The sequence below is a fragment of the Citrobacter sp. TBCS-15 genome (assembly GCF_005280815.1).
Classification (GTDB): Bacteria; Pseudomonadota; Gammaproteobacteria; order Enterobacterales; family Enterobacteriaceae; genus Citrobacter; species Citrobacter werkmanii.
Genome location: NZ_SZWK01000102.1, coordinates 590440 through 603529 on the forward strand (window position 1 = coordinate 590440; position 13090 = coordinate 603529).

The following is a 13090-nucleotide window of genomic DNA, read 5'->3' on the forward strand; positions in this document are numbered from 1 at the left end:
AGAGGCATGTCACAGTTCTGCTAATCTTGCGCCAACAGAATCACCATCGTACGGTGATCCGCATAATAAGATCAGGAGAACGGGGATGAACTTTCCATTAATCGCGAACATTATCGTGTTCGTAGTGCTGTTGTTCGTGCTGGCGCAAGCCCGTCACAAACAGTGGAGTCTGGCAAAAAAAGTACTGGTCGGTCTGGTCATGGGTGTGGTGTTCGGCCTCGCGCTGCACACCATTTATGGCTCCGACAGCCAGGTTCTTAAAGATTCCGTACAGTGGTTCAACATTGTCGGCAACGGTTATGTCCAGTTGCTGCAAATGATTGTTATGCCGCTGGTCTTTGCCTCTATACTCAGTGCCGTTGCACGTCTGCACAACGCCTCTCAGTTAGGTAAAATTAGCTTCCTGACCATCGGCACGCTGCTGTTTACTACGCTGATTGCCGCACTGGTAGGTGTTCTGGTGACCAACCTGTTCGGACTGACCGCCGAAGGTCTGGTACAAGGTGGGGCTGAAACCGCTCGCCTGAACGCCATCGAAACCAATTATGTTGGTAAAGTTGCCGACCTCAGCGTTCCGCAACTGGTGCTGTCGTTCATCCCGAAAAACCCGTTTGCCGATCTGACCGGAGCGAACCCGACGTCGATTATCAGCGTAGTTATCTTCGCTGCATTCCTCGGTGTAGCCGCACTGAAACTGCTGAAAGATGACGCACCAAAAGGCGAGCGCGTTCTGGTCGCTATCGATACCCTGCAAAGCTGGGTGATGAAGTTGGTTCGTCTGGTCATGCAGTTAACGCCGTACGGTGTTCTGGCGCTGATGACTAAAGTGGTTGCAGGCTCCAACCTGCAGGACATCATCAAGCTGGGTAGCTTCGTCGTCGCTTCGTATCTCGGTCTGGGTATTATGTTTGTGGTACACGGGATCCTGCTGGGTGTGAACGGCGTTAGTCCGCTGAAATACTTCCGTAAAGTCTGGCCGGTGCTGACTTTCGCCTTCACCAGCCGTTCCAGCGCCGCGTCTATCCCGCTGAACGTGGAAGCACAAACCCGTCGTCTGGGCGTACCTGAATCCATTGCCAGTTTTGCCGCCTCATTTGGCGCCACGATTGGTCAGAACGGTTGTGCCGGCCTGTACCCGGCCATGCTGGCGGTGATGGTCGCCCCGACCGTCGGTATTAACCCGCTGGATCCAATGTGGATTGCCACGCTGGTAGGTATCGTGACAGTGAGTTCCGCAGGCGTTGCGGGTGTGGGTGGCGGCGCGACCTTTGCTGCGCTGATCGTTCTGCCTGCCATGGGTCTGCCGGTGACGCTGGTTGCTCTGCTGATCTCCGTTGAACCACTGATTGATATGGGTCGTACTGCGCTGAACGTCAGCGGCTCAATGACTGCCGGTACGCTGACCAGCCAATGGCTGAAGCAGACCGATAAAACGATTCTGGACAGCGACGATAACGCGGAACTGGCGCATCGCTAAGCCTGTTTGCTGAAAAACAAAAAACCGCCGGCGTGTAATGCCCCGGCGGTTTTTTATATCCAGTCAATCGCTCAGTTCATTTTCCTGACGAATCTGATTAGCCCAGCGTTGCGCTGATTCCGGAACAGTAAATGCAGGCGAACGCTGAAACGACTCCCCCATTAAGACAAAAGCGACATATTTCCCGCGCAGTATCCATACGTCACGAAACGCATCCATTTTAACCGCATGCTCTGGCGGAGCAGGCTCCACGCGTGGCACGTAGCTAATAACCGGACGATTTTGTTGGCGAAGAGGTTTCATAATCAGTTGTTTCACTAAAGACAAATTCTAAAAATCAGAAAACTGCTATCTTAGCCGATTTTCCCCTCCTGCGTCCTGCCTTGCGTGCGCGGTTTGTCTGCCTCATCGCGCTTTACCTCCTCGTATATTCCTGCAGGGCTGAATGAGTGGTCTATAGTTAAAGCTTTTGACAGCAACAACGACCCTTTCAGCGATGAATACAGGAGACGAGTTTAATGTCACAGAAAGATAAGCATCCGCTCCATCACACTGCGCCGGTTCATGACGCCAGCGAGTCCAAACCTGGTCTTGATTCTCTGGCGCCAGCAGACGGTTCACATCGTCCAACGCCTGAACCGACGCCTCCGGGCATGCAACCTACTACGTCCGGCAGCTTAAAAGCACCTGACATCAGAAGTGACAAACTCAACGCGCTGGACAGTTTTCGCAAAGGAAGCGAAGATTTTGCCCTGACCACCAATCAGGGCGTACGCATTGCGGACGATCAAAACTCGCTGCGCGCCGGAAATCGCGGGCCAACATTACTGGAAGATTTTATCCTGCGAGAAAAAATCACCCATTTCGATCACGAACGTATACCAGAACGTATCGTTCACGCCCGAGGGTCAGCCGCGCACGGTTACTTTCAGTCTTATGCCGATTTAAGCGCAACGACAAAAGCCGATTTCTTATCCGAAGAAAACAAGATAACACCCGTTTTTGTCCGTTTCTCAACTGTCCAGGGCGGCGCGGGCTCAGCGGATACGGTCAGAGATATTCGGGGATTTGCGACAAAATTTTATACCGAAGAGGGCATCTTTGATCTGGTAGGAAATAACACGCCGATCTTTTTTATTCAGGATGCACATAAATTCCCGGATTTCGTCCATGCCGTAAAACCGGAGCCACATTGGGCTATCCCGCAGGGCCAAAGCGCACATGATACCTTCTGGGATTATGTCTCATTGCAACCTGAAACCCTGCACAACGTGATGTGGGCGATGTCTGACCGGGGGATCCCACGCAGTTATCGCACGATGGAAGGTTTCGGTATCCATACTTTTCGGCTGATTAATGCGCAGGGGAAAGCCACTTTCGTCCGCTTCCACTGGAAACCGCTGGCTGGCAAAGCTTCTCTGGTATGGGATGAAGCACAGAAACTGACGGGACGCGATCCTGATTTCCATCGCCGCGATCTGTGGGAGGCAATTGAAGCCGGTGATTACCCGGAATACGAACTTGGCCTGCAGTTAATCCCGGAGGAAGATGAGTTTAAATTCGATTTTGACCTGCTCGACCCGACCAAGCTCATCCCGGAAGAGCTGGTTCCGGTTCAGCGCGTCGGTAAAATGGTACTAAACCGCAACCCGGACAATTTCTTCGCAGAAAACGAACAGGCGGCATTTCATCCCGGTCACATCGTTCCGGGCATCGATTTTACCAATGATCCTCTGTTACAGGGCAGACTGTTCTCGTATACGGACACACAGATCAGTCGCCTGGGTGGGCCCAACTTCCATGAAATCCCAATCAATCGTCCTACCTGCCCGTATCATAACTTCCAGCGCGACGGTATGCATCGCATGGATATTGATACCAATCCCGCCAACTATGAACCTAACTCCATCAATGACAACTGGCCACGAGAAACGCCGCCGGGGCCAAAACGTGGTGGATTTGAGTCGTATCAGGAGCGCATTGACGGGAATAAAATTCGTGAGCGTAGCCCCTCTTTCGGCGAATACTATGCCCACCCTCGCCTGTTCTGGTTAAGCCAGACGCCAATAGAGCAACAGCATATTATTGGCGGATTCAGTTTCGAACTCAGTAAGGTGACCCGGCCTTATATTCGCGAAAGAGTAGTCGATCATCTGGCGCATATTGATACTACGCTGGCGCAGTCCGTGGCCAGCAACCTCGGTTTTGAGCTAACCGAAGAGCAAACCCAGATCTCCCCTCCGCCGGATGTCAACGGATTAACCAATGCGCCTTCGCTTAGTCTATATGCGGGATCAAAAGGTGATATCAAAGGCCGTGTGGTCGCCATTCTGCTCAATGATCAGATAAAGGCGGACGATCTGCTCACCATTATGCAGGCCCTGCAGGCGAAAGGCGTTCATGCCAGGTTGCTCTATTCCAGAATGGGTAATGTGATTGCCGACGATGGCTCCGTCCTGACGATCGCGGGCACCTTTGCCGGCTCGCCGTCGCTGACGGTTGATGCGGTTATCGTTCCGGGTGGGAATATCGCGGATATCGCCATGAATGGCGATGCGAAATATTACTTACTCGAAGCGTATAAACACCTGAAACCTATCGCCCTGGCTGGAGATGCTCGCCAGCTTAAAGCTGCATTGAATATCACAAATCAGAGTGAGGAAGGCGTGGTAGAAGCGGACAGTGCAGACGCACAGTTTATGGATACCCTGCTGACACTGATGACTGCGCATCGTGTCTGGTCGCGAGCCGGAAAAATCGACGCGATCCCTGCCTAAAAAAATGCGGCGCATAATTGCGCCGCAAACTCAGGAATTACACGTTCAGAAAACTGCCAAGACGATAACCGCGCTCCGCAATAGCATATTTCAGTGACGAAGACGTCAGTACGTCAAGCTCAGTTAAGCGGGGGTAACAGTAGGCACTTTGACGAATAGTGTCATCAATAAAGGCTGGATGACACATAACTTCCAGTGAGGACTCTCCCCGGTCTGCTGAGGCGTCCAGCGTTTGTAAAAACAGCGCCTCAGAAATCGCTTCGCCATAAAACTCGCTGCTGAATCCCTGGGAAGTACGCAACCGGTCGGGTAAATCAGACGCCTGGAACACCGCCTGACGATCGATACGCAACGCAATCCCTCGTTCGGCTGCAAAGCTTGCAACAATGGGGAAAATCTGCGGGAACATATGCACATGGTGATGACTATCCAGATGCGTCGGTTCCCGCCCAAACAGGTCTATAAAACGCTGATACTGCGCGGCCAGCTCTTGCGAAATTTCATCCAGCGGCAAAGCATCTTCCTCTGCCATCTGCCAGATCCATTTCCCCAGCAATCCGTCACGTGTAAGGCCCGGCATAGGCGTCAACGGTCTGCCCAGCGTCAGAACAAAGTGCATCCCGACGGCAAGTGCAGGTATGTCACGACTCAGCTGTACCGCATGGTCAATCGCCGCGCCATTCACCAACGCCGTCGTCGAGGTGACCACGCCATTGCGGCAGGCTTCAACAATGCCGTAGTTTTGTCCTTTACTCAGGCCAAAATCATCCGCATTCACAATCAGTACGCGTTCCATAGCCGACCTCAGTTAGTGTTGTTCGCTTTTCAGTTTCTCAATGCACCCGACGAAATTTGGCAGCCATTGTTCATGCGCCAGAATCAATTCACGCGCCAGAACTTCAGCATCGCGGTCAGAATGCACCAGCGGGCTCAGGTTCAGTGCCAGCAGCACGTCATTCAGCTCGCCGCTCAGTGCCGCGTTGCTCGCTGCCACTTCAAAACCTTTAATGGTATAGATAAGACCAAGGACTTTCTCATCAAAATGAGTAATACGTGGGTGTGGCGTGGCGCCGTTGCGTCCCAACGTGCAGGTCATTTCTACCGCCCAGTCCGCAGGAATGTTATCGACATGCCCATGGTGCGGAATGTTGACATAGTGTTCGGTCTGCTTATCGTTGTAGATAGCGTTGATCACTTCACAGGCTGCGTCAGAGTAATAAGCGCCACCGCGCTGCTCCAGCTCCTTCGGCTTAACGTTCAGCTCAGGATTTTTATAGAGATCAAAAAGTTGTTTCTCAACTTTCTGTACCACCTGAGCGCGTGCCCCGCCTTTATAGTATTCACCCATTTCAATCGCCAGCATCTCTTTTGGCTTGAAGTAGTAGAGCAAATAAGAGCACGGCAGCAGTTTCAGCGAACGAATCAGTCCTTCACTAAACGGCAGGTCAAAGATGTTCTTCACGGTAGACGCTTTCAATTCGCCCGATGCGACGCCATCCAGCAGCTCATCAAAACGTGACACGCCGTTCACCAGTACGTCTTTGATAAAGACCATATGGTTCAGACCGAACAGATCGATAGATAAATCATCGCTCTCTTTCAGCGCCAGCACATCGCTAATGAACATTTTCATGCCGACGGGAATATTACACACGCCGATGAATTTCTTGAAATTTGTATGACGATAGACCGCTTCAGTCACCATCCCTGCCGGGTTAGTAAAGTTAATCACCCACGCATTCGGGCACAGTTCTTCCACATCTTTCACAATGTCAAAAATAACCGGAATGGTACGCAAACCTTTGAACAGACCGCCCGCACCGTTCGTTTCCTGTCCCAGATAACCGTGGCTCAGCGGGATACGCTCATCCTTCTCACGGGCTTTAAGTTGCCCTACTCGCAGCTGAGTGGTAACGAAATCCGCATCTTTCAGCGCTTCGCGGCGATCCAGCGTTTTATACAACTTCAACGGGACGCCCGCTTTGTCGATCATCCGCTGGCAAAGGTCAAAAATAATATCCAGCTTCTCTTTACCACCCTCTACATCAACCAGCCACAATTCAGAAACCGGTAATTCGTGATAGCGCTTAATAAAGCCTTCAAGTAATTCAGGGGTGTAGCTGCTCCCGCCACCGATAGTGACGACTTTTAATTTCTGGCTCATACGTTCTCCCTTCAGTGTCAAAACACTGACATGTATTATGCTCAACCCGTATGTCAGGTATAGCGTGGCTGTCCCGACGCTATTTAGGGCAAGCTATAAAAAATGAGTTATTGGAAAATAATATCTACTGATTAAATTCAGTTAATTTCTTACGATAGCTATTTGGCGTAAACGACGTCAGTTTTTTAAACGTTTTAATAAACAAACTTGGACTACTGTAACCAGACTCATAAGCAATATCCGTTACAGAATAGTTAGTCATTTCCAGCTGTTTTTTAGCAAAATTAATGCGAATTTCATTAATGATCTGCATCGGCGTTTTGCTGTAATAACGCTGGGTTGCGCGGGTCAGATACTCCTGGGATTTCGCGGACAGATGTACCATATTTTCCAGCGCATTCTCGCTAAACTGCCGTTTGTCGTGCATGGTCTCGACGGTGGTTTTGAGCCACTGAGGAATATCATCCAGCACCTGCTCTTCGCGATGATGGCGCAGTCGATTAATAATATAGAAGGTGACCACTTCTACAAATTCATCGAGTCCGCTCTCACGAAAGTTCAGTGATGCAATAACCGTTTCAATGTAGGTAAGAAACGAGTTATTCGCCCGATAGACCTGCGATGCAACGAAACAAAATGGCAGCAGCGGGTGGTAGTGCTGTTCAAAAAAACGTTTACTGATACCGACGTTGAGGATCCTTGTCGCACCGAAATCATAGAAACTCTGGTGATGCGATCCCAACGGGATAAAAACAAAATCCCCGCGCTCAAGCAATACGCGTTTACCGTTGATTTCCTGATAATAGCGTCCGGTTAAAACCAGCGTAAATTCATAGTAGTCATGTTGATGCAGCCCACTGATGCTCTCAGTTTTGTTATAGATGAACACATGGAAATTTTTGCCATTAAACAGTTGCTGTTCATAGACGGTTTTGATTTCCGGTGCGTTAATCTGTAGCTGCATTGTGCACTCCTCGCTATTTCAGCTTCTCGTGAAGTTCAATCAGTTCAGTGACCAGCTCGCGCGCCAGCATCGACGTCATCAGGTGATCCTGTGCGTGGACCAGCACCAGGCTGACTTTCATTTTACCTTCGCCCTGATCGCCTTCAATCAATTTCGTTTGCACGAGGTGAGCTTCGTTCAACGCCAGGCGAGACTGATCCATCATGGTCTTCGCTGCTTCAAAATCACCCTGCTTGGCCATTTTGAGCGCACCGTATGCCAGGCTACGCGCCTGACCCGAATTGATGATGAGCCCCATCACCACTTCTTCAAGTTCTTCTGCTTCTGACTGCGTGTCGACGATATTCTCGATATCCAACATACTTTTTCCCTCTGGTTCAGTCCGGCATGACGGTGAAGCCATGCCGGATTAAATTTAGAATTTCAATGCGTTAGCGATATCTTCTTCGCTTTCTTCTTGATCAATAACGTTCTGAGCTTTGTTGGCTACCACCACGAACGGCAGGTAAACCAGCGTTGCGATACCGAGGTTGAACAGCGCGACCAGCAGAGCGGCGACGCTACCGTTGGTGTTAAAGAACGCGCCCAAACCGGTTGGCATGGTCCACGGTGCGATGTTGGTAATCGGTGGAATAATGCCTGAGTAGTAAGCTGCCAGCGTAATCGCCGCCAGAATCGGCTGCACCAGAATGAACGGAATAAACATAACCGGGTTCATGATGATCGGCAGACCGAACAGGATTGGTTCGTTAATCTGGAACAGACCTGACGGCAGTGCCAGCTTAGCAACCTGACGATAGTCTGGACGACGCGATGCCAGGAAGATAGCGATAATCAGACCCAACGTTGCCCCGCTACCCCCAAGGAAAATATAGGAATCGAGCATCGGTTTCGCCCAGACGTGGAACGTCTTACCGGCTTCCAGCGCGGCGTCTACGGAACCAAACTGCTGGTAGATAGAGATGTTTTCCAGCGCCCATGGCGTCATGATTCCGCTGTCCAGGGCAGTCAGCGCCAAAGAACCGTGAATACCAAAGAACCACAGCAGCGGAACAAAAATCACATAGGCCCAACCCACTACGCTACCCAGCGATGCCAGCGGCGTTGAAATGGAATCCATAATGATCTGATGGAAGTTGGTACCCCAGGTGTTCAGCGCCCAGGCGATGATCCCCATAATCGAGAGAATAAGGAAGCCAGGAATCAGCGCAGAGAAGGAACGCGATACGGACGTCGGTACGCTATCAGGTAATTTAATCACCCAATTACGATGGACCACAAAAGTGAACATTTCCGCGACCACCAGGCCGATAATAATACCGGAAATAATATTGGCACCACCCAACCAGTTAGCACCAACAGCATAGGCTTCACCCACGCTATATGGCGTTACGGTCATAAACGCGGCGACAGATAACAACCCGGCAGCCAGTGAGTCGACCTTGCGTTCTTCCGCCAGCGCCATACCGATAAAGAACGGCGCCATCAAGGACATGATACCCAACGTACCGTTATAGACGTTTCCACCGATGCCCTTCAAACTATTCAGCGTTTCAATAGTTGAAGCATCAAGTCGAATGCCCATCGAATAAAAAAACGACCCCTCCCCAAAGCTCAGGAAAACGTTATTAATTAATACAAACATTGCCCCTGCGAGGGTTAACGGCATCAAACGAATAAAACCGTTTTTGATTGCATTAACGTGTGGCTGCTTTCCAATTTTTACAGCAAAAGGAAGGAGTACCTTTTCAAGTGAAGCAATAGCGTTACTCATAGAAAAATACCCTTAAATACCGCAATCAGTAATTGCGGTGAATGTTAATGAAATAACTCTTTGACGGGAAAAATTAAAATAAAATAATTAATTTGCTGCGGCTTTTTTAATTGCTGCAACAGCAGCCTTAAGCACGCCTAAACCATCGACTTTGCCATACAGCAGCGAGTCAATTACTTCCACAGGCTTGTTGGGTAACAAACGCTGAATTTCGGGCAACATATAAGCAATTTGTGGACCTAATAACACAACATCGGCCGCTGGGCCTTTTTCTCCAGCCAGCGTTTCAGGAAACGCTTCAATAATAACCGGCACTTCGTATTTTTCGGCCTGAGCACGCATCTTCGAAACCAACAATGAAGTCGACATGCCCGCAGAACAAAACAGATAAATGTGTTTCTTTTCCATTAAAACGATCCTCATGTGCGATTATCTGTCAACCAGACACTCCGCAAGCCATAACCTGCATCCATGCTCTGGGTAACTTGCGTCAGCTAAATTACTTTTTTAGGTGGCTGAAACGAGTATACGGGATTGTACCGGTGGATGGTATTTCCTTGACCAACTAAATTGTCTCTCCTTGACCTGTCGTTATGACCCCCCTCACATTTCGGGCAAATAATTCGCGGCAATAAATAAGATCGTGCGGCACAAAAAAACCGGCGCGATGGCCGGTTGTTCAGAGTGCTCAGGCAATAAACAGTTGTTACTACTTCGCTGCCTGTGGGTCTGTGTCGTACTCTGCGCAGGTCTGGTAGCCAGAGTTGATCACATGGCCGGTATCGTCTAAAGCAACAAAATAGGTTTCAGCTTTACCATCTCGTTGACCCAGGATGTAGGTCTGACAGGTCCCGCGCGCATGGATCATGCTTACTTCTGAAGAAGGCTTACCGGCAATCTGCGCGACTTGCGCCCGACTCATCCCTTTCTTCACATCCTTCACTACGGGCTGAACAAATTGGTCTTTGGTACGATCATAGGCCGTACACCCCGCCAGCATAGTCAAAACAGCCGCTGCACCCAGAATTCCTGTTAGATTCTTGTTCATTTTTTCGTCCTCTTGTTTTTCAGCGTGTTATGTAAGCCTGGAGCACAACAACACATTTTTCAAGCAATCAGATGATACTTAGGCCGTTTCGGAAAATTCTATTAAAACAAAATGATGTTATATCAGGCTTGCATCCCTTGTCGTTTGGGCCTCAACGCGTTAGCTTTAACATATCATTTTTTATCATTTTATTTTTCACAGGGGGTTGCATGACTCTGCAGCAAGAGATAATCAAAGCGCTTGGCGCAAAACCGCACATTAATGCAGAAGAGGAAATTCGTCGCAGCGTAGATTTCCTCAAATCATACCTGCAAACTTACCCCTTTCTGAAATCACTGGTGTTAGGAATTAGCGGCGGACAAGACTCAACACTCGCCGGGAAGCTCTGCCAAATGGCCATTTCCGAGCTCCGCCAGGAAACAGGGAATGACGAGCTACAGTTTATTGCGGTGCGTTTACCATATGGAGTTCAGGCTGACGAACAGGATTGCCAGGACGCCATTGCCTTTATACAACCGGACCGCGTACTCACCGTCAATATTAAAGGTGCGGTGCTGGCCAGCGAGCAGGCGCTGCGCGAGGCGGGTATTGAGCTGAGTGATTTTGTGCGTGGCAATGAAAAAGCACGTGAACGTATGAAGGCGCAATACAGCATCGCCGGTATGACCAGCGGCGTTGTCGTGGGTACCGATCATGCAGCAGAAGCCATCACCGGATTCTTCACCAAATATGGCGATGGCGGTACTGACATCAACCCAATATTCCGCCTGAACAAACGCCAGGGTAAACAACTGCTTGCCGCGCTGGGTTGCCCGGAACATTTATATAAGAAAGCACCGACCGCCGATCTTGAAGACGATCGCCCTTCTCTGCCGGATGAAGCCGCATTGGGCGTGAGCTATGACAACATAGACGATTATCTGGAAGGAAAAATCCTGGCTGCCGACGTCGCGAAAATAATTGAAGGTTGGTACGTGAAGACTGAGCACAAACGTCGCCCACCCATCACGGTGTTTGATGATTTCTGGAAAAAAGCGTAATTTTTTCTGCCTCAGGCCGGATAGCGCCCTTCTTGCTGCTCTCCGGCCTAAGGGGCATGGCCATGCCGCTTTTTTAATCGCCTCTCAGCTGTTATACTGGATGGATAACCAGCAGCGGAGTGAAAAGTGGTACGCCGTCAATCAGCCCCTCGCCTGACATTAGAGGCAGCAGCAATTTATGAATATCCTGAGCACCTGCGCCCATTTTTGAGTGCGCTTCCCGCTGTGCCCGGCGTCTATCTGTTTCATAGCGAAAGCGACACCATGCCGCTTTATATAGGCAAAAGCGTCAACATTCGCAGCCGCGTGTTGTCGCACCTGCGTACCACGGACGAAGCGGCAATGCTGCGCCAGTCCAAACGCATTAGCTGGATTTGTACGGCTGGAGAAATTGGCGCCCTACTGTTAGAGGCGCGGCTGATCAAAGAGCAACAGCCTCTGTTTAACAAACGTCTGCGGCGCAATCGTCAGCTTTGCGCCCTGCAGCTCACCGACCAGACTGTGCAGGTTGTTTACGCACGAGATATTGATTTCTCCCATTCCCCCAATCTGTTTGGTTTGTTTGCCAATCGTCGTGCCGCGCTACAAACATTGCAAAGCATCGCCGATGAACAGCAACTGTGCTACGGCCTGTTGGGGCTGGAGCCCCTGAGTCGAGGGCGCGCCTGCTTTCGCTCAGCGCTAAAGCGCTGCGCCGGAGCGTGCTGTGGGAAAGAGAGCCCGCAGGCGCATCATTCGCGCCTGCTTGAGGCGCTGGAAAGAGTGCGCGTTATCTGCTGGCCGTGGAACAATGCCATTGCGCTGCAAGAAACCCGCGCTGAAATGACTCAGTACCATATCATCAATAACTGGTTTTGGCTGGGTGCCGTTGCAACGCTGGATGAGGCGACAACCCTGGCGAGAATGCCGGCTGGCTTTGACCATGATGGCTACAAAATTCTCTGTCGGCCTGTTCTGTCTGGCAAATACGATATTATTGAACTGAATCCGGAGAGTGTCCCGGCATCCAGTTAATCTCGCTGAACAGCAGTTTCCCCTCACGCTCCAACAGGCGCAGGGTGTGTTTACCGTCGTGCCAGCTCGCGCCCTGATCGGCCGTCAGCAGTTTCTCACCCAATTGCCAGGCGCCACTGATAACAAACACGACGCCGCCACGAGAACCAAAGGTCGTAAAAGTGCGATCGGCAACTCTGACTTTCGCCTGGCAAACATCTCGTCGGGTCATGATATTAAAATCCATCGACATCCGTCCTTCCGTCAGCTTTGCTTTTACTACCTTGTCACCAGCAAAAGTAAAAGGTTGATGCTGTTTCAGGGTGTGAGTGAACATGTTCGCCTCTTCCAGGGTCACTTCACCTCCTTCCAGCAAGGTAATAACGCGTTCTACGCCCGGGAAAAGAGAAAACTCTCCGTTCGCTGCAAGGGAGGCGATACTCGCCCGCCAGTGAAAATCGCGTGTTGCTGGCGGAAAACAGCAAATCTCTCGCGTTTCTCCCGCCCCATTGCGCCACAGACTAACCGGCATTTTGCGGATATCGAAATATTCCATCACCCCTCCAGAAAGGCGTAGCACGTCAACCTGCCGTGAACAGCCAGCCATAAATCATCATTGTGATATTTACCCTGCAGAGTATCGTTATCGGCAACAGGGTTGGTTAGCCTTAGCGCTGAATACGGTATTTTGCAAAAAAGATTAACGCATCATCCTGGCGAGAAAGAAAAAACCGCCGATCCTGCCCACATCGTTAAACGTGTTGTGGACAAGAGCGGCGGTCTTGAGTTTGTTGCACACTGTGCGGCACTGAACGCCGACACAGCATGACTAATTTAGTGTAGACGCCTGGCG

The 13090-nt window shown here is 50.5% G+C and carries 14 protein-coding genes; 5 read left to right on the plus strand and 9 right to left on the minus strand.

Features of this window, described 5'->3' with window-relative positions; all coding sequences use genetic code 11:
- Positions 1–85 precede the first annotated feature (85 nt).
- Positions 86–1477, plus strand: coding sequence for a cystine/sulfocysteine:cation symporter (tcyP, locus tag FDW96_RS09620; protein ID WP_006684833.1), 1392 nt, complete (start codon positions 86–88; stop codon positions 1475–1477).
- Positions 1478–1540: 63 nt separating this feature from the next.
- On the opposite strand, the gene cedA is transcribed toward tcyP, so the two are convergent.
- On the minus strand, positions 1541–1804 hold the full coding sequence (cedA, locus tag FDW96_RS09625) for a cell division activator CedA (protein WP_071600734.1): 264 nt from the start codon (positions 1802–1804) through the stop codon (positions 1541–1543).
- Between the two features lie 191 nt (positions 1805–1995).
- Between cedA and katE the strand changes: the two genes are divergently transcribed.
- Complete coding sequence (katE, locus tag FDW96_RS09630) at positions 1996–4254, plus strand: catalase HPII (RefSeq protein ID WP_137365591.1); 2259 nt, start codon at positions 1996–1998, stop codon at positions 4252–4254.
- A gap of 37 nt (positions 4255–4291) precedes the next feature.
- Here katE and chbG read toward each other — a convergent pair whose 3' ends face one another.
- From chbG to osmE, 7 genes are all read right to left on the minus strand, one after another.
- Positions 4292–5050, minus strand: coding sequence for a chitin disaccharide deacetylase (chbG, locus tag FDW96_RS09635; protein WP_042308835.1), 759 nt, complete (start codon positions 5048–5050; stop codon positions 4292–4294).
- A gap of 12 nt (positions 5051–5062) precedes the next feature.
- On the minus strand, positions 5063–6418 hold the full coding sequence (locus FDW96_RS09640) for a 6-phospho-beta-glucosidase (RefSeq protein WP_137365592.1): 1356 nt from the start codon (positions 6416–6418) through the stop codon (positions 5063–5065).
- Between the two features lie 124 nt (positions 6419–6542).
- On the minus strand, positions 6543–7382 hold the full coding sequence (gene chbR, locus FDW96_RS09645; RefSeq protein ID WP_003030617.1) for a transcriptional regulator ChbR: 840 nt from the start codon (positions 7380–7382) through the stop codon (positions 6543–6545).
- A 13-nt stretch (positions 7383–7395) separates the two neighbouring features.
- On the minus strand, positions 7396–7743 hold the full coding sequence (chbA, locus tag FDW96_RS09650) for a PTS N,N'-diacetylchitobiose transporter subunit IIA (RefSeq protein WP_038640158.1): 348 nt from the start codon (positions 7741–7743) through the stop codon (positions 7396–7398).
- 54 nt (positions 7744–7797) lie between these two features.
- Positions 7798–9156 carry a PTS N,N'-diacetylchitobiose transporter subunit IIC gene (gene chbC / locus FDW96_RS09655; protein ID WP_006684840.1) on the minus strand — a complete coding sequence of 453 codons (1359 nt, stop codon included), beginning with the start codon at positions 9154–9156 and terminating at the stop codon, positions 7798–7800.
- A gap of 87 nt (positions 9157–9243) precedes the next feature.
- Positions 9244–9564: a PTS N,N'-diacetylchitobiose transporter subunit IIB gene (gene chbB / locus FDW96_RS09660; protein ID WP_003030620.1), complete on the minus strand. Its 321-nt coding sequence runs from the start codon at positions 9562–9564 to the stop codon at positions 9244–9246.
- 301 nt (positions 9565–9865) lie between these two features.
- Positions 9866–10204, minus strand: a complete 339-nt coding sequence (gene osmE, locus FDW96_RS09670) for an osmotically-inducible lipoprotein OsmE (RefSeq protein WP_006684842.1) — start codon at positions 10202–10204, stop codon at positions 9866–9868.
- 209 nt (positions 10205–10413) lie between these two features.
- Here osmE and nadE point away from each other — a divergent pair, with 209 nt between their 5' ends.
- Positions 10414–11244, plus strand: a complete 831-nt coding sequence (gene nadE / locus FDW96_RS09675; RefSeq protein WP_137365593.1) for an ammonia-dependent NAD(+) synthetase — start codon at positions 10414–10416, stop codon at positions 11242–11244.
- A gap of 126 nt (positions 11245–11370) precedes the next feature.
- A complete protein-coding gene (gene cho / locus FDW96_RS09680; RefSeq protein WP_137365594.1) occupies positions 11371–12258 on the plus strand; it encodes an excinuclease Cho in 888 nt (295 codons plus the stop codon).
- Here the strand turns inward: cho and ves are convergent.
- Positions 12218–12793, minus strand: coding sequence for an environmental stress-induced protein Ves (gene ves / locus FDW96_RS09685; RefSeq protein WP_061381460.1), 576 nt, complete (start codon positions 12791–12793; stop codon positions 12218–12220). The genes cho and ves overlap by 41 nt on opposite strands.
- 132 nt (positions 12794–12925) lie before the next feature.
- On the opposite strand from ves, the gene FDW96_RS25040 reads away from it, so the two are divergent.
- Entirely contained in the window at positions 12926–13066 is a 141-nt protein-coding gene (locus FDW96_RS25040) for a hypothetical protein (protein WP_154050572.1), read from the plus strand.
- Positions 13067–13090 lie beyond the last annotated feature (24 nt).